This window comes from Streptomyces sp. NPDC047043, from assembly GCF_040644055.1.
Taxonomy (GTDB): domain Bacteria; phylum Actinomycetota; class Actinomycetes; order Streptomycetales; family Streptomycetaceae; genus Streptomyces.
Genome location: NZ_JBEYVO010000024.1, coordinates 151302 through 170680, shown reverse-complemented (window position 1 = coordinate 170680; position 19379 = coordinate 151302). Strand labels below are relative to the sequence as shown.

The following is a 19379-nucleotide window of genomic DNA, read 5'->3' as shown; positions in this document are numbered from 1 at the left end:
TCTGTGCATGGAACACGACGGCCAACTCGAGCTCTATGCGGCAGTCGCGGACCAACTCAAGGAAGCGCACGCAAGGGTGCGCGCACTGCAAGTCCCGGAGGGCGTACGGATGGCGCTGACCCGGAAGCTGCTGGTCATTACGGCCGCGGCCAAGCACGATCTCGCCGACGCGGCAAGGCGCCTGGAGCGGTTCAGGGCGGACCTCGAGGAGGGGCGATTCCCCGAAGAGGAACGCTGAACACGTCCCAGGCAGTCGAGTTCGTTGCGGCACAAGGGTGATAAGCCCGTTTCGTGTTTGATTTGCGGTATATATCTGCCTAACGTGCGAAAAAGCTTGAACACTTTCGTTCTGGCAATGTCTCCGAAGGGGAAGACGTGAACAAGGCGCAGCTCGTAGAAGCGATTGCCGACAAGGTCGGTGGCCGTCAGCAGGCCGCCGAGGCTGTCGACGCGGTCCTGGACGCCATCGTCCGTGCGACCGTTGCGGGAGACCGGGTCTCGGTCACCGGTTTCGGTTCGTTCGAGAAGGTGGACCGTCCGGCCCGCTACGCCCGCAACCCCCAGACGGGCGAGCGGGTTCGGGTCAAGAAGACCTCCGTTCCGCGCTTCCGCGCGGGCCAGGGCTTCAAGGACCTGGTGAGCGGCTCGAAGAAGCTCCCGCGCGGCGGCGAGGTCGCCGTCAAGAAGGCGCCCAAGGGCAGCCTGACCGGCGGGGCTTCGGCGACGGTCAAGAAGGCCGCGGCGAAGAAGACCACCGCCAAGAAGGCGACGGCCGCCGCGAAGAAGACCACGGCGAAGAAGACGACGGCCAAGAAGACCACGGCCACCGCCAAGAAGACGACCGCGAAGAAGACGACGGCCAAGAAGACCACGGGCGCCGCCAAGACCTCCGCGGCGAAGAAGACCACGGCCAAGAAGGCGACGGCCAAGAAGGCCCCGGCGAAGAAGGCGACGGCCAAGAAGGCCCCCGCCAAGAAGTCGACGGCTCGAACCACCACCGCCAAGAAGGCCACGGCCCGCAAGAGGTAAGGGCACAGGGGCACTCACACGCCGGGCCGGACTCCGATACGGAGTCCGGCCCGCGGCGTGTTCAAGCGGCTCGGATACGGGGGTTCAGAGCGTCTGGAGCGTCACCAGCGTGATCCGGAGGCCGTCCTCGGCCCCCTCCACCTCGATCCGCACCCGCTGCCCGGGCCGCAGCAGCCGGAGGCCTCCGGCGGTGAAGGCGGCGGCGTCGAAGGGCAACGGGGTGCCGTCGTCGAGGAGTACCTGCCCGCTGCGGGTCTCGGGGTCGTAGGTGTACGCGGTGGCCTGCATGGCCGCAGCCTACTGGGTGCGGGTCTCGCCGTTTGGGTCCGGTTCTCTGTCGGCTGCAGGCGCGTTGTGGCTGGTCGCGCCCGCGCGGCGGAGCCGCACATCGACACAGCCCCGCGCCCCCGGCATGTTGCAGCGGCCCGGGTCCTCAGGGGCCCGGAAGCAGCAGTCCCGCAGACACCGCCGCCGTGTACGGCCCTACCCCCAGCGCCAGCGCCGCCCGCAGGTCCTCGCCGGTGTCCACGTCCTGGCGTACCGAATCCACCGCGTCGAGGGTCAGTTCCACGGCTCCGGAGGCGCGGTGGCGGGCGCGGGAATCGGGGCCGAAGGACGGGCGCAATTCCTGGACGGGAGTTGCGGCCAGCAACGTCGTGCCGATTTCGGCCGCATCGGCGAGAAATGCACGGGGGAATTCCGCGGCCGCGTCGAGGACCCGGGACAATTCCGCGGGGCGCAGTGCCGGAAGGTCGGCGTTCAGGGCCGCGACGGGACTTGCGGGGCGTGCCGCGCGCACGGCGGCCGCCCCGTGCGCCAGGGCTGCGTTGAGGCCGCCCCGCGGCTCGTCGGGGACGATACGGGCGCCCAGTGCGGCCAGCTCGCGGCCGGCCAGGGCGTCATCCGTGACGACTGCCACATCCCCGACTGCCGGGCAGGCCAGCGCGGCCGCCACGGTGTCCTGCGCGAAGGCGAGAGCGAGCCCGGGGCGCAGCCCGTCGGCCGCGGTGTCCGAGAGCCTGCTCTTGGCCCGCGACAGGGGTTTCAGGGGTATGACCAACGTCCACTGCACGAGCGTTCCGTCCCTCTCTTGTCGCGGCCATTGTCACTCAGCCGTCACCTGGGCCATCTGGCGGTCGCGTCGTCGGGGCGTACGGTGTTCTCGACAGACCGGCGGCCTGGGGCGACACTTGTGCGGCCCCCCAGGCCCAAGAGGAAGGTGTCCGCGTGCCCCGCCGCAGAATCGGCTTCTGGTATCGCTTCGCAGCGGTGATCGCCAAACCGCCGCTGGTGGTTCTGATCAAGCGGGACTGGCGCGGAATGGAGCACATTCCGGCCGACGGCGGATTTATCACCGCGGTGAACCATAATTCCCACGCGGACCCCTTCGCGTACGCGCACTATCAGTACAACACCGGACGGGTTCCGCGATTCCTGGCGAAGAGCGGCCTTTTCAAGAAAGGATTCATCGGCGCCGTGATGCGCGGCACCGGACAGATCCCCGTCTACCGCGAGACCACGGACGCGCTGAGCGCCTTCCGGGCCGCGATCGACGCCGTGGAGCGCGGTGAGTGCGTCGCCTTCTACCCGGAGGGCACCATCACCCGGGACCCCAACCAGTGGCCCATGACCGGCAAGACGGGTGCCGCACGCGTCGCCCTGACGACCAAGTGCCCGGTGATCCCCGTCGCCCAGTGGGGCGCCAACGAACTGCTGCCGCCGTACGCGAAGAAGCCCAACATCCGCCCCCGCAAGACCCACCACGTCCTCGCGGGGCCGCCCGTCGACCTCTCGCGCTTCTACGACAAGGAGATGACCCCGGAGCTCCTGAAGGAGGCGACCGAGGTCATCATGGCCGCCGTCACCCGCCAGCTGGAGGAGATCCGCGGCGAGAAGGCGCCCACGACGCCGTACGACCCGCGCCGCGAGCGCATCGAGCAGCGGCGCAGGACGCAGGCGCAGAACCAGGAGAAGGCACAGCAGGAAGAGGGGCAGGGTACGTGAGCAAGCCCGTCAAGGCGGCCGTCTTCGGGACCGGATCGTGGGGCACCGCCTTCGCGATGGTGCTCGCCGACGCGGGGTGCGAGGTCACCCTGTGGGGGCGTCGCGCGGAACTCGCGGAAGCGGTCAACTCCACGCGTACGAACCCCGACTACCTTCCCGGCGTCGAACTCCCGGACAACGTAAGGGCGACGACGGTCGCCGCCGAGGCCGCGCGCGGCGCCGACTTCACCGTCCTCGCGGTCCCCTCGCAGACGTTGCGCGGCAATCTCGCCGACTGGGCGCCCCTGCTCGCGCCCGAAACGATCCTCGTCTCCCTGATGAAGGGTGTCGAACTCGGCTCCGCCATGCGGATGAGCGAGGTGATCGAGGACGTCGCCAAGGTGGGCCAGGACCGTATCGCCGTCGTCACCGGACCCAACCTCGCGCGTGAGATCGCCGCCCGCATGCCGGCCGCCGCGGTGGTCGCCTGCACCGACGAGGCGGTGGCCCAGCGGCTCCAGGCGGCCTGCCACACGCCGTACTTCAGGCCGTACACGAACACGGACGTGGTCGGCTGCGAACTCGGCGGCGCGGTCAAGAACGTCATCGGTCTCGCCGTCGGCATCGCGGACGGCATGGGACTCGGCGACAACGCCAAGGGCTCGCTGATCACGCGCGGTCTCGCCGAGACGACCCGGCTGGGCCTCGCGATGGGCGCCGACCCGCTGACCTTCTCCGGACTCGCGGGTCTGGGCGACCTGGTGGCGACCTGCTCCTCGCCGCTGTCGCGCAACCACACCTTCGGCACCAACCTCGGCAAGGGCATGACCCTGCAGGAGACCATCGCGGTCACCAAGCAGACCGCCGAGGGCGTCAAGTCCTGTGAGTCCGTGCTGGATCTGGCCCGCCGGCACGGCGTCGACATGCCGATCACCGAGACGGTCGTCGGCATCGTGCACGAGGGCAAGCCTCCGGTGGTGGCCCTCAAGGAGCTGATGTCGCGCAGCGCGAAGCCGGAACGACGCTGAGCGACCGCACCGTTTTTTGCCTCGTTCGCCGCGGGGGCGGACGCTGTCTCAGGGCACTACCACCGGGTACTCTCAACGCGATATGAGCACCGAGAACCTCCCCCAGAGCCCTGAGCAGCCGCCTCGCAAGCCGCGCGTGGCCGTCGTGTTCGGCGGACGCAGCTCCGAACACGGGATCTCCGCGGTCACCGCAGGCGCCGTACTGAAGGCGATCGACCGGACCAAGTACGACGTCCTGCCGATCGGCATCACACGGGAAGGCCGTTGGGCGCTCACCGCCGACGAACCGGAACGCATGGCGATCACCGAACGCCGTACGCCCGACGTCGAGGAGCTCGCCGAGTCGAGGGAGGGCGGAGTGGTGCTCCCCGTCGACCCCGCGAACCGCGAAGTCGTCTACAGCGAGCCGGGATCGGTGCCCAAGGCGCTCGGCGAGATCGACGTCGTCTTCCCCGTCCTGCACGGCCCGTACGGCGAGGACGGCACCCTGCAGGGCATGCTGGAGCTCTCCGGCATCCCGTACGTGGGTTCCGGTGTGCTCGCCTCGGCCGTCGGCCAGGACAAGGAGTACATGAAGCGGGTGTTCACCTCCTTCGGGCTCAAGGTCGGCCCGTACGTGGTGATCCGGCCCCGCGAGTGGGAGCAGGACGAGCCGGCCGCCCGCAAGAAGATCATCGACCTTGCCGGCGACCACGGGTGGCCGCTGTTCGTGAAGCCCGCGCGGGCGGGTTCGTCGATCGGCATCACCAAGGTCGACGACCTGTCCGGGCTCGACGAGGCGATCGCCGAGGCCCAGCGGCACGACCCGAAGATCCTCGTCGAGGCGGCGGTGCGGGGCCGCGAGATCGAGTGCGGCGTCCTGGAGTTCGAGGACGGGCCGAGGGCCTCCGTGCCCGCGGAGATCCCGCCGCCGGACGCCCACGCGTACTACGACTTCGAGGCCAAGTACATCGACTCGACCCCGGGAATCGTGCCGGCGCCGCTGACGCCCGAGGAGACGGCCGAGGTGCAGCGGCTCGCGGTGGACGCCTTCGAGGCGGCGAGCTGCGAGGGCCTTGTGCGCGCGGACTTCTTCCTCACGGAGGACGGGGAGTTCGTGATCAACGAGATCAACACCATGCCCGGCTTCACGCCGATCTCGATGTACCCGCAGATGTGGCAGGCGAGCGGGATCAGTTACCCCGACCTGGTGGACCGCCTGGTGCAGGCGGCGCTGCGCAGGTCCACGGGACTTCGTTAGCTAGTCGGCGATCCCCGCGGGGATCGCCTTCTTGACGGACTTCGCGAGGTCGACCAGCGGAGCCATTCCGTCTCCCGTACGGTCCTTCGGGATCGTCACCTCGACGTAGGCCTTCCGCAGCGTCGACGTGAAACGGAACGACCCGTCCTGCTGCTTCTGCAGGAGCCAGCCCACCCCGTTGACCTCGACCCCGTCGGCTTCGGGGTCGTCCATCTCGGCGGGCCGGTCGACACCGCAGCGCAGTATGATCGCCGGGTCGCCCCAGCCCGCGGTCAGCGCGGAGGCGGGCTCGGGGTCCTCGCGGCCCTGGCCGTCGACCTTGGACGGCAGCACCTTGTCCAGGTTCTGACACAGCTTGGTGACCTTCGCGCCCGGGCCGGGAACCGCAGCCCGGGCGCTGTCGTCTGCTGAGGAGCAGCCCGCGGCCGTGATCAACACGACGGTGAGTGCGGGCACCCCGACAACGGCGGGGACAGTGCGGTGCCGGTGACGGAAGAAGTTCACCGGCCAAGGGTAGACGGGGGCTACAGATGCACGACCGGGCAGGTCAGGGTGCGGGTGATGCCGTCCACCTGCTGGACCTTCGCGACCACCATGCGGCCGAGGTCGTCCACGGTGTCGGCCTGGGCCCGCACGATCACGTCATAAGGTCCTGTCACGTCCTCGGCCTGGATCACCCCAGGAATCTTGCTGATCGTTTCGGCGACGGTCGACGCTTTGCCGACCTCCGTCTGGATCAGGATGTACGCCTGTACCACGGAACCTCCAGGGCGGCCACGAGGATCATGTGGGGAAAAGGAACGCCACGGTATCGCGTCGCCGCTCGCCGCGGGGAGACCCGCGGAGACCGGGGCTTGCGCGCCAGGGTGCAGGCACGACAGAAGTTGACGGTCATCTCGACCGTATCGAGGACACTGATGACGCGCGACCGGGCACGGCAAGGGACAGAAGGGGAGCAAGGGCAATGAAGGGCACTGTTGGTGAGCTCGGGGAGTTCGGGCTCATCAGGGAGCTCACCTCCCGTCTCACCACCACCCCGGCGGTCCGGGTCGGCCCCGGCGACGACGCCGCGGTGGTCGCCGCACCCGACCGACGGGTCGTGGCCAGCACCGACATCCTCCTGGAGGGACGGCACTTCCGCCGCGACTGGTCCACCGCCTACGACGTCGGCCGCAAGGCCGCCGCACAGAACCTCGCGGACATCGCCGCCATGGGCGCAGTGCCGACCGCGCTGCTGCTCGGCCTGGTCGTGCCCGCCGAACTCCCGGTGACCTGGCCGAGCGAGCTGATGGACGGCCTGCGCGACGAGTGCCAGGTGGCGGGCGCCTCCGTGGTCGGCGGGGACGTCGTACGGGGTGACACGATCACGGTGGCGATCACCGCGCTCGGCGACCTGCGCAACCAGGAGCCGATCACCCGGGCCGGCGCCCAGCCCGGCGACCTGGTCGCGGTGACCGGCTGGCTGGGCTGGTCCGCCGCCGGGTACGCGGTGCTCTCCCGCGGCTTCCGCTCGCCGCGCGCGTTCGTGGAGGCGCACCGGCGTCCGGAGCCGCCGTACCACGCGGGTCCGGCGGCCGCCGCGCTCGGTGCGACCGCGATGTGCGACGTGAGCGACGGGCTGATCGCCGACCTCGGGCACATCGCCGAGGCCAGCAAGGTCCGTATCGACATCCGCTCCGGCTCGATCGACATCCCGTCCCAGATGAACGACATCGGGCAGGCCGTCGGCGTCGACCCCATGCAGTGGGTGCTGACCGGGGGAGAGGACCATGCGATCGTGGCGACCTTCCCGCCGGACGTGAAGCTGCCCGCCCGCTGGAAGGTCATCGGCGAGGTGCTCAACCCCTCGGCGCTGCCCCAGGTCACGGTCGACGGGGCGCCGTGGACCAGCAAGGGCGGCTGGGACCACTTCGGGGACATCGAGTCGTGAAGCCCCGGGTGCTGACGGTCGCGGGCTCCGACTCCGGTGGAGGGGCCGGAATCCAGGCCGACCTGAAGACGATGCTCGCGCTCGGCGTGCACGGCATGAGCGTCGTCACGGCGGTCACCGCGCAGAACTCCCTCGGGGTGCAGGGGGCTTGGGAGCTGCCGGTGGAGGCGGTGCGGGCCCAGTACCGGAGTGTGGTCGACGACATCGGCGTACAGGCCGTGAAGACCGGGATGCTGGCCTCGGCCGAACTGGTCGAGGCGGTGGCCGAGTTGATCGGCTCCACCGATGCGCCGGCCGTCGTGGACCCGGTGGGCGTCTCCAAGCACGGGGATCCGCTGCTGGCCGCGTCCGCGCTGGATTCCGTACGGACGAAGCTGTTGCCGGTGGCGACCGTGGCGACCCCCAATATCGACGAGGTCGCCCAACTCACCGGCGTACGGGTCGAGTCGGAGGGTCAGCTGCGGGAGGCCGCGGCGGCCGTGCTGGCGTACGGGCCGAAGTGGGTGCTCATCAAGGGCGGTCATCTCCCCGGCGACGCGGTCGACCTGCTCACCGACGGCGCCGAGGAGCACTGGTTCCGCGCCCCGCGCCTCGACAACCGGCACACGCACGGCACGGGCTGCACCCTCGCGTCCGCGATCGCGTCGCAGGTCGCGAAGGGGCAGTCCGTGCCGGAGGCGGTGGCGGCGGCCAAGGAGTACGTCACCGGGGCGATCGCCGCCGGGTTCGCACTGGGCGGCGGGATCGGGCCCGTGGACCACGCCTGGGCCCTCAGGCCTCAAGCAGGGCCGGGTACTCCCTCAGCCTGATGTTCGTGGCCGCCTTCTCGGTCAGCCTCTTGAAGAAGCGGGCCAGCGGGCGGGAGCTGAGGATCCGGTACATCCGGGCGCGGCTGCGGATGCGCCGCTCGGTCGCCGGGGCGAAGAACGGACCGGCGTTGCCGGAGATCTTCTGGCAGCCCTTGGCGAAGTCCCGGATCCGGGTCTCGTACTCGGCGAAGGCGGTGCGGAAGTCGCCGCCCGCGAGGGCGAGTTCACCGGCGAGGACATACGCGCCGACGATCGCCACACCCGTCCCCATGCCGCCCATGGTCGCCCCGTACCCGGCGTCCCCGAGCAGCGCCACCCGCCCCTTGGTGAGGCGGTCGACGTGGATCTGGGCGATCGCGTCGAAGTACACGTCGTCGGCCTCGTCGAGGGCCTTGAGCACGGCCGGCGTCTCCCAGCCCATCCCGGCGAAGCGTTCCCGGACGATCGCCTTCACCGCCGTGACGTCCCTGCGGTCGTACGACAGCTCCTCGGACCGGAAGACCAGCAGCGCGCCCGCGCGGTCCGGATCGCCGTCGTAGTTGCCGATGACGAACGCGCGGCCGGGCTCGCTGTAGACGCGGCCGGTGCGGTCCAGGCCGAGGTGGTTGGGGACGTCGAAGCCGGCCACGTAGTGGTCGAAGAAGCGCAGGTAGCGGGACTCGTCGCCGAAGACGAGTCGACGGGTGTTCGAGTGCAGCCCGTCGGCGCCGACCACCAGGTCGAAGCGGCGGGGCGCGCCCTTGTCGAAGGTGACGTCGACGCCGTCGGCGTCCTCGGCGAGGGAGGCGATCGAGTCGCCGAAGACGTACTCGACGTCGTCCTTGGTGCGCTCGTACATGATCTGCGCGAGGTCGCCGCGGAAGATCTCCACGTCGCCGCTCATCATCTCGGCGGGCAGGTCCACGGTCGGGCTGCCGTCGGCGTCGACGACGGTCTGGCGGCCCATATGGGTCTGGCGGGCGTGGATCTCGTCCCAGATGCCCATGGCGGTCAGGACCGTGCGGTGGACATGGCCGCGGAAGTCGACCGCGAAGCCGCCGCCGCGCAGTTCGGGCGCCTTCTCGACGACGGTGACGCGGGCGCCGAGCCGGGCGAGGTTGAGGGCGAGGGCGGGTCCGGCGACGCTGGCGCCGGAGATCAGGACGCTGAGGTGTGCGAGCTTCTTCGTCGTGTTCTTCGTCATGCGATGAGCTTCGGCGGGGGCGCTGACCGTCCCCCTACCGTTCGCTGACCGCCGCTGACCGCAGCCGTAGGCCCTGCTCGAAGGCCTGGTCGTAGGCTTCGGCGGACAGCTTCGCCCGTGCCTCGCGCTCGATGCGCACGACGTCCGGGTCGCCCTCGGTCGGCATGCCCCGCAGGCCCGTCGCCGCGCCCAGCAGCACCGCGGCCCGCTCGGCGGAGTCGGCGGTGGAGGCCAACGCTTCGGCGGCGTCGGCGAGTTCCAGGACGCCCCATCCCTCCACGGCCAGCTCGGCGGCCTGCCGGAACCAGTCGTCGGCCTCCTCGGTGTGCCCCTCGGCGGCGGCCGTGCGGCCGAGCCCGATGAGGCTGCGGACGGTCTCGCCGACGCTGAACCAGTTGGCGGCGCACTCCTGGAGGGCGTTCTCGTAGTGCACGCGCGCGTGTGCCGTGTCCCCGGACAGCCGGGCCGCGTCGCCGAGGCCGCGCCGGGCGGCCGCCACCTTGTCGGGGAGCCCGGCGCCCCGCGCGAGCGCCACGGCCTGTTCGAAGTGGGCCCGGGCGGCCGCCGTGTCGCCCCGGTGCAGCAGCACGGTGGCCCGGGTGCGCAGCAGATCGGCCGTCTCCTCCGGTGCGGCCAGTTCCCGCACGTACGCCAGGCCCTCGTCGAGCAGTTCCAGGGCATGCTCGGACTCACCGCGCGTGTGGGCGAGCGCGCCGAGCGGGTCGAGACAGTTGGCCATGCCCCAGCGGTCACCGGTGGCCCGGTATCCCGCCAGCGCCCGGGCGAAGCGCTCCTCGGACTCCTGCGGTCGGCCCGCGTACTGCTCCCGGAAGCCGAGGCCCACGTCGAGCAGGGCGCGCGCCCAGGGGGAGTCGCCGGCCAGGGCGAGGGCGTGCCCGTCGGCGGCGGGCCGTGGACCGGCCGCGACCGCCCACAGCACGAGGATGTACGGCATCCTGAGCGGCCCCTGGTACGCGCCCAGCACGGCGTCCACGCGCGCGATGAGCTCGGGTTCGTCGCCCGCGCCGGAGAGCGCGTTGATCGCGCACAGCACGTACTCCTCCTCCAGGCCGGGCGGCGGCGCGTCCCCGACGGCGGCCAGCAACTGCCGTGCCGTCGCCACCCGTTCGCCGTGCACTCCGCGCAGCCGCCAGAACCAGGAGAGGGGTCCCATCAGGCGCAGGGCTCGGCCGGTGTCGCGGCGCACGAGGTGGTTCAGAGCCGTGTCCAGGTTGGCGTGCTCGGCGGCCAGCCGGGTCAGCCAGGGCAGTTGCCCGCCGCCGCGCAGATGCGGTTCGGCCTCCTCGGCCAGCCGCAGGAAGTAGCCGGCGTGGGCGTCCCCGAGGTCCTCCGCGTCCTTTGCGTCCCTCGCGCCCGCTGCGGCGAACGCCCGGATCGTCTCCAGCATCCGGTAGCGCCCCTCGGACACCTCCAGGAACGACTTCTCGACCAGCGAGGCCAGCACGTCCTCCGGGTACGGCAGCCCGCACACCGCCTCGACGGCCTCCAGCGTGGCGCCCCCGGAGAACACGGTCAGCCGCCGCGCCAGCTCCCGCTCCTCGCCCTCCAGCAGCTCCCAGCTCCACTCCACGACCGCGCGCAGGGTGCGGTGCCTCGGTGCCTTCGAGCGGTCGCCGCGGGAGAGCAGCCGGAACCGGTCGTCGAGGCGGTCGGCGAGCTCGTCCGGGGTCAGAGTGCGCAAACGGGCCGCCGCCAGCTCGATGGCCAGGGGGAGCCCGTCGAGGGCGGCGCAGATGTCCGGTACGCGCGCGTGGCCGTCGAAACCGGGCCGGACGGCCCGGGCGCGGTCCAGGAAGAGCTGCACGGCGGGCTCCGGTTGCAGCGGCGGCACCGGGACCAGGACCTCGCCGGTGATGCCGAGGGACTCCCGGCTGGTGGCGAGGACACGCACACCCGGGCAGGAGGCGAGGAGCAGGGAGGTGAGCCGGGCCGCGTCCTCCACCAGGTGCTCGCAGTTGTCGAGCACGAGAAGGAACTCGCGGCCCTCCAGAGCGGCCAGCAGCCGGTCGGTGCTGTCGGTCGTGGGCGAGCGGAAGCCGTCCCGCACCCCCAGGGCGGTCAGGACGGCGTACGGGATCTGTCGGCCGTCCGTGAGAGGAGCGAGCTCGACGAAACAGACGCCGGCGAGATGGTTCGCCGCCTCGATCGCCAGCCGTGTCTTGCCCGCCCCGCCGGGTCCGGTCAGCGTGATCAGACGGGAGTCGGTCAACAGCGCGGTGATCCGGGTGAGTTCGCCCTCACGGCCGACGAAGCGGGTCAGCTGGACCGGCAGGCGGCGCCGCTCGGGCTCCGCGCCCCGCAGCAGCTCCAGGTGCAGTGCGGAGAGCTCCGGGGAGGGATCGGCGCCCAGGTCGTCCGCGAGGGCGCGCCGGGCCTCCTCGTACACCGTCAGCGCCTCCGCGGGCCGCCCGCCCGCATGCAGGGCCCGCATCAGCTGCCCGTACAGCCGCTCGCTCAGCGGGTGGTCCGACAGCAGCGCCCGCAACTCCGGTACGAGCTCGGGGCCGCCGCCGAGCGCCAGATCCGCCTCGATCCGGTCCTGTACGGCGGCCAGGCGCAGCTCCTCGAGCCGTGCGGTCTCGGCATGTGCGTCCCGGAGGTCGGGCAGGGCGGGGCCGCGCCACAGGGCGAGGGCGTCCCCGAGTTCGGAGGCGGCTCGTCGGTGATCTCCGGCGGCGAGGGCGGCGCGTCCCTGCGCGGCCAGCCGCTCGAACCGGTGGGCGTCGACCGCGTCGGGCGCGGTGACGATGCGATAGCCGGCCGGGGCCGCCTCGATCTCCGTGTGCGGGGCCAGGCGCCTGCGCTGACGCGAGATCTGGGACTGGAGCGCGTTCGAGGCTCCGGCGGGCGGCTCGGCGCCGTAGAGGCCGTCGATGAGGCGTTCCACGGAGACCGTCCGGCCCGCGTCGAGGAGCAGCAGGGTGAGCAGGGCGCGGGGGCGGGGTCCTCCGGGGTCGACGGGGGTGCCGTCGTCGGTGCGTACCTCCAGGGGGCCCAGGATGCCGAAGCGCATGCCGGGGATTCTCGCAGGACATGCGGTTGTCAGGTACAGCAAAAAGCCGGCCCACCGTGAGGTGGACCGGCTCAGTGCAGCGAACCAGCAGTGGCCGCGCGCTTAGCTGTGCGTCAGCGCGAGACCTTGCCGGCCTTGATGCACGAGGTGCAAGCGTTCACGCGCTTCGGCGTCCCGCCGACCACGGTACGGACGCGCTGGATGTTCGGGTTCCAGCGACGGGACGTACGGCGGTGCGAGTGCGAGATGTTGTTGCCGAAGCCCGGCCCCTTGCCGCAGACGTCGCAGTTGGCAGCCACGGGTCACTCCAAAGACTTCAGATGCACTTACGGTTGGGTCCCGGCATGCCGGGATCGAGATCGCAGGATCAGAGATCTGAGTGGCGGTGCCAGGGGAAAGCCCGATGTGGATCGGGCAACCGGAGCAGCATACAACGACTGCGCCAGTACAACGAAACTACCATGGCTGATCAGGGCTTCGCCCCGGCCCACTTCCGGCGGACACCCGCCCGGGGTCTACGCTGCGTCCAGTCCATGGGCTCAAGGAGGCGCAGGTGGCGCAGGTGCCGCAGACATTCTTCGATGCTCTCGCGGTGCGCACCTGGTGCGGGCTCGCGCTGGAGGCGCTCGGCCGCGCGCGCGAGGAGATCGACGCGATCAACGTCTACCCCGTGGCCGACGGGGACACCGGCACCAACCTGTATCTGACCGTGGAGTCCGCGGTCGCCGCGGTGGAGGCCGTCTTCGCGGCTCATGAAGTCGGCTCCGGGGAGTCGGGGAAGCCGACGCTGGCCGACGCCGCGCGCGCGATGGCGCACGGCGCGCTGATAGGAGCCCAGGGGAACTCCGGGACGATCCTCGCCCAACTGCTGCGCGGCATGGCGCAGGTGCTCGCCGCCGACGGTGAGACGCCTCACACCGACGGCTCCGGACTGCGGCTCGCCCTGCGGCACGCGGCCGACTCCGCACACCAGGCCGTCGCGCATCCCGTCGAAGGCACGGTCCTGTCGGTAGCCGCGGGCGCCGCCGACGCGGCCGGCGGGGCCGAGGGCGACTGCGGGGCCGTGGCACGGGCGGCCTACGAGGGCGCACGCGCGGCGCTTGCCGCGACCCCCGGGCAGCTGGCCGTACTGGGGCGCGCCGGGGTGGTCGACGCCGGCGGGCGGGGGCTGGTGGCGGTGCTCGCGGCACTGGTGGAGACGTTCACGGGGGAAGCGCCGGTGGCCGTCGTGGTGTCCGCCGGGTACACGCGCGTGGAGGGCGATACGGCGACTGCCGGGACGCGGGAAACCGGCGACGACTGCGCCTCCTCCCCGCAAGAGGGCGGCCCCGCCTTCGAGGTGATCTACCTGCTGGAGGCCGAGGACACCGCCGTCGCGCGGCTGCGGGAGCGCCTCGACGCCCTCGGCGACTCGCTGGTCGTGGTCGGCGGCGACGGACTGTGGAACGTCCACGTGCACGTGGACGACGCGGGCGCCGCCGTGGAGGCGGGCGTCGAGGCCGGACGGCCGTACCGGATCCGGATCACGCACTTCGGCGTCGGCGACGTGCACACCACCGGCGGGGAGCGGCCGCCCCGGGAGCGCGTCCAACGCGCCGTGGTGGCCGTCGTGCCCGGCGAGGGCCTGGCCGGGCTGTACACCGAGGCCGGCGCGACGACCGTGCTCGCGCGCCCCGGGGAGGCGCCGGCGAGCGGGGAACTCGTCGACGCCGTACGGCGGGCCCACGCGCGCGAGGTCGTGCTGCTGCCCAACGACGCCGACCTGCGCCACACCGCCGCCGCGGCGGCCGAGCAGGCCCGCGCGGAAGGCATTCGCGTGGCCCTGATCCCGACGCGGTCCGCGGTGCAGGGGATCGCGGCGCTCGCCGTGCACGAGCCGGAGCGCCGCTTCGACGAGGACGTCGTGTCGATGACCTCGGCGGCCGGCGCGACCCGCTACGCCGAGGTCGCCGTCGCCGAGCGGCAGTCCTGGACCATGGCCGGCATCTGCCAGGCCGGCGACGTCCTCGGCCTCATCGAGGGCGACGTGGCCGTGATCGGCTCCGACCTCACCGTCACCGCCGAGACCGTCCTGGACCGCATGCTCCAGGCCGGCGGCGAGCTGGTCACCCTCGTCCTCGGCGACGAGGCCCCCGAGTCCGTCGCCGACCGCCTGGAGGCACGCGTGCGTGAGTCGTACCTCGCCGTCGACACGGTGGTGTACCGGGGCGGACGGCAGGGGGCACTGCTGCTGATCGGCGTCGAGTAGCGCTTCAGCCGGCGCCCTGCTCCAGGCCTCCGCCGACGTCCTGCTCGCTTACGACCTGCAGCATCTGTTCCGCCTCCGCGCGGCGCTCCTGGGCCGTCTCGTCCGCGTCGGCCGCGCCGTCGTACGCCGCGAGCACCGCACGCGCGCGTGCCGCCGCGCGGGCGGGGCGGCTGAGGTCGGCCTCCAGCCAGCCGGCGGCGAGTTCGGCGCCGGTGCGGCTGTGCAGGGCGTGGTCCCCCAGGGACGCGAACACCGCGATGGCCTCGGTGACCTGGGAGAGGGCATCCTCGAGCACGGCCCGGATCGAGTCGTCGTCGGCGTCGTCCGAGGCGGAGCGGGCGAGCAGGTCGCCGAACTGCCGGTGGGTGTGCCCGAGTTCGGCGACGAGCCGCTCGCGCGCCTCCTCGTCGGCCGCTCCGGCGCCCAGCGCCGCCTCGCAGTCCCGGACCGCGCCCGCCATCAACTCCCGTGCCGCGCCTTCCCCGTCGTCCGCGCGCAGCGCGAGCCACGCGCGGGCGCGCAGGGAGCGGACGAGGCCGTGGACGTTGCCGAGCGAGCGCCACAGCTCGCCCGCGCGCGCGTACGCCCGGTCCGCCTCGGCGGGCAGCCCCGCGGCCCCGAGCGACTCGGCGGCGAGGTGGGCGAGCGTGGCGTGGTCGTGCTGCTCGGGCCACTCCTTGGCGATCTCGGCTGCCTGCAGCCGCCGTTCGGCCGCCTCACGGTGCTCGCCGAGCTCGCTCAGACAGTCGCCGAGCCACCACTGCGTCTGTACGACGGCGCCGTCGCCGTGCGTCTCGGCGCTCAGGTCGGGCAGCGCCGACTCCAGCACCTCCGCGGCCTCGGCCCACCGCCCCTGCCGCAGCAGCAGCCCGCCCAGCTGCTGCCGGGCCCAGGCGCCGAGCGTCGGGCCCTCGCCCGCCTCGTCGGCCCAGTGCGCCGCCTCCAGGGCGTGTTCCGCGGCCTCTGCGGACAGCCCCCGGCCGCCCAGCACCTCGGCGAGCTGGAGGTGCAGCTGGGCCCGCCCGACCGCCTCCAGATGCGCGCCGCCGTGCTCCAGGGCCGCCCGCAGCGCCCGCTCCGCCCCCGAGATGTCGCCCAGGTGATGGGCCAGCCCGGCCAGCCGCGCCTCGTACTCCACCGCGTACCACGGCAGCCCCGCCCCGACGAACCCCGCCGAGGCCCGCCCGAACAGCTCGACGGCCGCCTCCAGGTCCCCGTGCTGCACCGCCAGCTCGGCGAGCATGGCCTGCGCCTCGGCGTCCCGCGAGGCGATCCGCACGTCGTCCCCCGCGTACCCGCCGACGAGCGCCAGCAGCTCACGTACGGCCGACTCGGCGTCGGAGAGAACCGTTCCGCCGCCGGCCTCGCCCACCTCCTGCACCCGCCGCATCAGGATCCGCGCCCGCCCCATCAGTACGGACGCGGTCTGCCGCACGCCTGTGGCGTCGTCGGCGTAGAGCGCCAGGACCTCGTCGTACGGCTCGGCGACCGCCGCGAGCGCCTCGTCCACCCGGCCCGTCAGTGCGCGTACGTACGCCGCACGCGTGCGGGCCGCGAGTGCTTCCCCGAGGTCGCCCGCCTGCGCGTACAACTCGGCGGCCCGCTCGAAGAGTTCGGCACCCTCCGGGCCCCGGTCCATCGCCTCGTGGTCGACGATCTCGGCGCTGTCGCGGGCGTCCAGTTCGACGCCCTCAGCGGCCCTGGACGCCGCCGCCCACGCCTCTGTGGCGTTCGGCTGCAGGGTGTCCGACAGGCGGCGGGCCTCGGCCAGCAGGGCGGACAGGTCCGGCTGCTCTGCCGCGGTCACGGGCGCCGGCGGTGCCACCACCACAGGCGCGGAGACCTGGCGCACCACACGCACCCCGAGAGGCAGCCGGTCCACCAGCGGACGCTGCTCCATGCGCGCGCGTGCCCGCTCGCTGACGTACGAGGTGCCGTTGCGCTCGTCGAAGCGTGCCGCCAGGGCAAGCGCCTCCGCACGCGCGTGCGTGGCGAGTTCACGCGCGGTCCACGCCCGGCCGGCCGGTCCCGGCACCTGCCGGCCGCCCAGGCCCAGCTCCTCGAGGCGGTCCATGAGCAGCGTCACCACGCTCAGGAAGTCCAGCCGGCTGCGCGGATGGCCGTCGTCCGTGAAGTACGCCGGCCGCTCCGCCAGCAGCTCCAGACCTCGCGCCTCGTTGCCGGTCAGCGCGCAGAACTCCACGTGGTCCGCGTACGCGCCCCGCATGCTCTCCATGCCGCGCACCAGCCGGAAGCCCCGCAGATGGTGCGCGCGCGCCTCGTCCGTGCGGCCCAGCCGCAGCAGGGGCGTCAGGGAGGAGGCCAGGACGGTGTGCGGCTCGTGGGCGCAGGTGAACTCGCCCTCCAGAACCGGCGCCCACAGCTCGAGCGCCTCCGCGTCCCGCCCCCGCTCGGCCTGCCACCAGCCCTGCCCGTGCAGCTCGCACGCGTGGCAGTCGGCCATGTTGTCCCGGTCGGCGGCCAGCCACGCGGCGTATGCCCGCTCGGCGCGCGCGAGATCGCCGACATGCGCGGCCACGCTGAACTCGGCGCTGCGCACGGCCCGTTCGGAGTGCCCGGCGAGCCGGTAGCGGTGCTCCATCTCGCCGAGCCACTTCTCGACGGAGGCGAGCGGGACGTGCGGCTGGTCGAGCATGCCGGACGACATCCACTTGAAGACCCAGTGCAGCGTGTGGACCTCGTACTCGTCGAAGTCCTCGGGCCGCTCGTCCCACATGCGCAGCAGGCGCGCGAAGGGGACGAACATCTTGTCCTTCTCGGAGCTGTAGTTGTAGACCTTCAGCTGATGTCCGAGAGCCTCGATCACCGCGAGCGGGATGCCCAACTGCTCGGCCTCGGCGAGGAGTTGCTCCGCGCGCGCGTTGCGTGCCGGGCCCTCCGGCCGCTCCGAGTTCTCCGCCATCGCCCGGCGCAGCGAGTCGAAGTCCGTGATCCCGCTCATCAGTGACCGCCCCCCGAAGAGTTGCCCGTCGCGTCGGATTCGCCGTGGGTCGCCCATTCCAGCAACCCGATGAACGCCCGGTTCAGCAGCGCGGTGTCCGCCGGCCGCAGCGGGCGCTGCGCCATCAGCAGCGCCTGCCCGTACAAGGACTCCGTGGCGGTGCCGATCAGTTCCGGGTCGCCGAGCGAACTGATGCGCCGGATCAGCGGGTTGAGGTGGTTGAGCACCAGACGCGCGCGCGGGGCGCTGCCGCGCAGCGAGCCGAGGATGCCCGCCCACAGGTCGTCGGCCTGCTCCTCGGCCTCGGCACGGGCCTGCTCGTGGCGGGCTGCGCGGTCGTCGAGGTGCAGGGCGGGGACCGAGAGGGGGTGGAAGGACCTCAGTACAATGTCACATTGCAGTGAGTCCAGCCTGGCCCGCGCGATCGCCAGGAACCCCGACAGCGCCAGCTCCTCCGCCGGATCAACCGCGTCCAGATGCGCCGTCACCGTGTCCGCGTCCAGCTCGGCGACCACCGTGCCCGGCCGTACCGAAGGCAGCGCCTCGACCAGCTCGCTGTCGTACGTGTAACCGCCGTTGATCACCCCGACGCCCTGCGCGGACGCGATCGGCGCGACCTGCCGGTACTCCTCGACGGTCCGCGTGAAGTGCACGACCGGGTGCCGCTGCGCGAACTCCTCCAGGGACAGCCGCCCGTCGGTCGTCTCGAAAGGGAGCCACGGCAGCATCGTCCGCAGCATCTCCTTGTCGTGCCGCGCCAGGGACTTCACGCCCAGGTAGTGCACCGACAGGAAGGCCGCGAGCCGTTCCGGATCGCCGGCGGCGAGCCCGGTCAGCCAGGACCGAATCCTTTCGCCCAGCGCCTCCCGTACGCCTGCCAGCGTCTCGTCCTCGTAGAGCGACTCGCGCGAGGCCGTCGGCCGCAGACTGTCCGTGTCGAGCACGCACCGCACGAAGAACGCCCAGTCGGGCAGCAACTGTTCGGCCCGCTCGGTCAGCAGCATGCCCTTGAGGTGCACGCGATGGGTCGCCCGCTGCGCCGGGCTGACCGCCGACGGCAGCACGTACGCCACCCCGCGGATCCCGGCCAGCGGCACGTCGAGCTCGATCGAGTCCAGCGGGGTGAAGCCGAACAGCTCGTGACAGTGCCGCGCGAGAGCCACCCGCCGGTTGGAGGGGGAGGGGTACGACCGGTCCCAGGGAGCCGGCAGGTCGGTGATCGCCTCGTCGCCCACCCGGACGTCGTACGGCAGCAGGGACCCGAAGTCCCGTGCCAGCGTGAGGACCCGCTCGGGCGCGAGCCACTCCCCGGCGCCCGCCCGCGCCACCAGGTGCACGGTGGTGCCCGGCTCGGGCCGCGCCTCGTGCGGCAGCGTCCGCACGGTGTACGAACCGTCGTCGCTCGCCGTCCACTCCACGGGCGCGGCGTCCGGCGTACGGGCGCTGCGGCTGACCACCCGGATCCGCTCGGCGACCACGAAGCAGGCCAGCAGACCGATGCCGAACTGCCCGAGGAAGTCGGAGCGGACCGCCTGAAGCCCGTCGGCGATCCCGTCGGCACGCTTGGAGCTGCGCCCGATGGTCGCGAGCAGGTTGTGCACGTCCGCCTCGGTGAGCCCGACCCCCGTGTCCTCGACACGCAGGGCACCCGCCTCCGTGTACAGCCGCACCTTGGCCGGGGCGTCGGGCTGCTCCGCGCGCCGGGCGGTGATGGCGTCCACGGCGTTCTGCAGCAGCTCGCGCAGATAGACCCTGGGGCTGGAGTACAGGTGGTGCGAGAGCAGGTCCACCAGACCGCGCAGGTCGACCTGGAACGTATGAGGTGGCTGAGGTGACTGGGACGGCTGGGATGACTGTGAGGTCTGGGAGTCCATCGTCGCAGCGCCGGTGGGGGGACTTCGCGCGGCGCGGGGTCGGGCGGTCCCTGGTGGGG

Annotated in this window: 17 protein-coding genes; 8 read left to right on the top strand and 9 right to left on the bottom strand. The window is 72.3% G+C overall.

Annotation, left to right across the window (positions count from 1 at the left end; translation table 11 throughout):
• Positions 1-7: 7 nt before the first annotated feature.
• The gene (locus tag ABZ880_RS33935) at positions 8-238 is read left to right on the top strand and encodes a hypothetical protein (RefSeq protein WP_361270850.1); all 231 of its coding nucleotides are present in this window, start codon (positions 8-10) and stop codon (positions 236-238) included.
• Positions 239-375: 137 nt separating this feature from the next.
• Positions 376-1029 (top strand): HU family DNA-binding protein, encoded by a 654-nt coding sequence (locus tag ABZ880_RS33930; RefSeq protein ID WP_361270847.1) that lies wholly within the window; start codon positions 376-378, stop codon positions 1027-1029.
• A gap of 84 nt (positions 1030-1113) precedes the next feature.
• Here ABZ880_RS33930 and ABZ880_RS33925 read toward each other — a convergent pair whose 3' ends face one another.
• Together ABZ880_RS33925 and cofC are read right to left on the bottom strand one after the other, a co-directional pair.
• Positions 1114-1317, bottom strand: a complete 204-nt coding sequence (locus tag ABZ880_RS33925) for a hypothetical protein (RefSeq protein ID WP_361270844.1) — start codon at positions 1315-1317, stop codon at positions 1114-1116.
• Between the two features lie 145 nt (positions 1318-1462).
• Positions 1463-2101 carry a 2-phospho-L-lactate guanylyltransferase gene (gene cofC, locus ABZ880_RS33920; protein WP_361270841.1) on the bottom strand — a complete coding sequence of 213 codons (639 nt, stop codon included), beginning with the start codon at positions 2099-2101 and terminating at the stop codon, positions 1463-1465.
• 155 nt (positions 2102-2256) lie between these two features.
• Here cofC and ABZ880_RS33915 point away from each other — a divergent pair, with 155 nt between their 5' ends.
• The 3 genes from ABZ880_RS33915 to ABZ880_RS33905 all read left to right on the top strand — a co-directional run bounded on the left by ABZ880_RS33915 (position 2257) and on the right by ABZ880_RS33905 (position 5280).
• Positions 2257-3033 carry a lysophospholipid acyltransferase family protein gene (locus tag ABZ880_RS33915; RefSeq protein ID WP_361270838.1) on the top strand — a complete coding sequence of 259 codons (777 nt, stop codon included), beginning with the start codon at positions 2257-2259 and terminating at the stop codon, positions 3031-3033.
• Positions 3030-4040: an NAD(P)H-dependent glycerol-3-phosphate dehydrogenase gene (locus ABZ880_RS33910; RefSeq protein ID WP_361270835.1), complete on the top strand. Its 1011-nt coding sequence runs from the start codon at positions 3030-3032 to the stop codon at positions 4038-4040. The genes ABZ880_RS33915 and ABZ880_RS33910 overlap by 4 nt, the downstream gene beginning before the upstream one ends.
• 82 nt (positions 4041-4122) lie before the next feature.
• Entirely contained in the window at positions 4123-5280 is a 1158-nt protein-coding gene (locus ABZ880_RS33905; protein ID WP_361270832.1) for a D-alanine--D-alanine ligase family protein, read from the top strand.
• On the opposite strand, the gene ABZ880_RS33900 is transcribed toward ABZ880_RS33905, so the two are convergent.
• Positions 5281-5784 carry a DUF3515 domain-containing protein gene (locus ABZ880_RS33900; protein WP_361270829.1) on the bottom strand — a complete coding sequence of 168 codons (504 nt, stop codon included), beginning with the start codon at positions 5782-5784 and terminating at the stop codon, positions 5281-5283.
• 20 nt (positions 5785-5804) lie between these two features.
• Positions 5805-6038: an Lrp/AsnC ligand binding domain-containing protein gene (locus ABZ880_RS33895; protein ID WP_003997603.1), complete on the bottom strand. Its 234-nt coding sequence runs from the start codon at positions 6036-6038 to the stop codon at positions 5805-5807.
• Between the two features lie 206 nt (positions 6039-6244).
• Between ABZ880_RS33895 and ABZ880_RS33890 the strand changes: the two genes are divergently transcribed.
• On the top strand, positions 6245-7210 hold the full coding sequence (locus ABZ880_RS33890; protein ID WP_361270826.1) for a thiamine-phosphate kinase: 966 nt from the start codon (positions 6245-6247) through the stop codon (positions 7208-7210).
• Positions 7207-8019 (top strand): bifunctional hydroxymethylpyrimidine kinase/phosphomethylpyrimidine kinase, encoded by an 813-nt coding sequence (gene thiD / locus ABZ880_RS33885; protein WP_361270823.1) that lies wholly within the window; start codon positions 7207-7209, stop codon positions 8017-8019. Before ABZ880_RS33890 ends, thiD begins: the two co-directional genes overlap by 4 nt.
• On the opposite strand, the gene ABZ880_RS33880 is transcribed toward thiD, so the two are convergent.
• From ABZ880_RS33880 to rpmB, 3 genes are all read right to left on the bottom strand, one after another.
• Positions 7982-9202, bottom strand: coding sequence for an FAD-dependent monooxygenase (locus ABZ880_RS33880; RefSeq protein ID WP_361270820.1), 1221 nt, complete (start codon positions 9200-9202; stop codon positions 7982-7984). The genes thiD and ABZ880_RS33880 overlap by 38 nt on opposite strands.
• Before the next feature lie 34 nt (positions 9203-9236).
• Positions 9237-12236: a BTAD domain-containing putative transcriptional regulator gene (locus ABZ880_RS33875; protein ID WP_361270817.1), complete on the bottom strand. Its 3000-nt coding sequence runs from the start codon at positions 12234-12236 to the stop codon at positions 9237-9239.
• A gap of 113 nt (positions 12237-12349) precedes the next feature.
• The gene (rpmB, locus tag ABZ880_RS33870; RefSeq protein ID WP_003993230.1) at positions 12350-12535 is read right to left on the bottom strand and encodes a 50S ribosomal protein L28; all 186 of its coding nucleotides are present in this window, start codon (positions 12533-12535) and stop codon (positions 12350-12352) included.
• Between the two features lie 254 nt (positions 12536-12789).
• Here rpmB and ABZ880_RS33865 point away from each other — a divergent pair, with 254 nt between their 5' ends.
• Positions 12790-14484, top strand: a complete 1695-nt coding sequence (locus ABZ880_RS33865; RefSeq protein ID WP_361270814.1) for a DAK2 domain-containing protein — start codon at positions 12790-12792, stop codon at positions 14482-14484.
• Positions 14485-14488: 4 nt separating this feature from the next.
• On the opposite strand, the gene ABZ880_RS33860 is transcribed toward ABZ880_RS33865, so the two are convergent.
• Positions 14489-17446, bottom strand: coding sequence for a tetratricopeptide repeat protein (locus ABZ880_RS33860; RefSeq protein ID WP_361270812.1), 2958 nt, complete (start codon positions 17444-17446; stop codon positions 14489-14491).
• On the bottom strand, positions 17446-19320 hold the full coding sequence (locus ABZ880_RS33855) for an HSP90 family protein (protein ID WP_361270809.1): 1875 nt from the start codon (positions 19318-19320) through the stop codon (positions 17446-17448). The genes ABZ880_RS33860 and ABZ880_RS33855 overlap by 1 nt, the downstream gene beginning before the upstream one ends.
• Positions 19321-19379 lie beyond the last annotated feature (59 nt).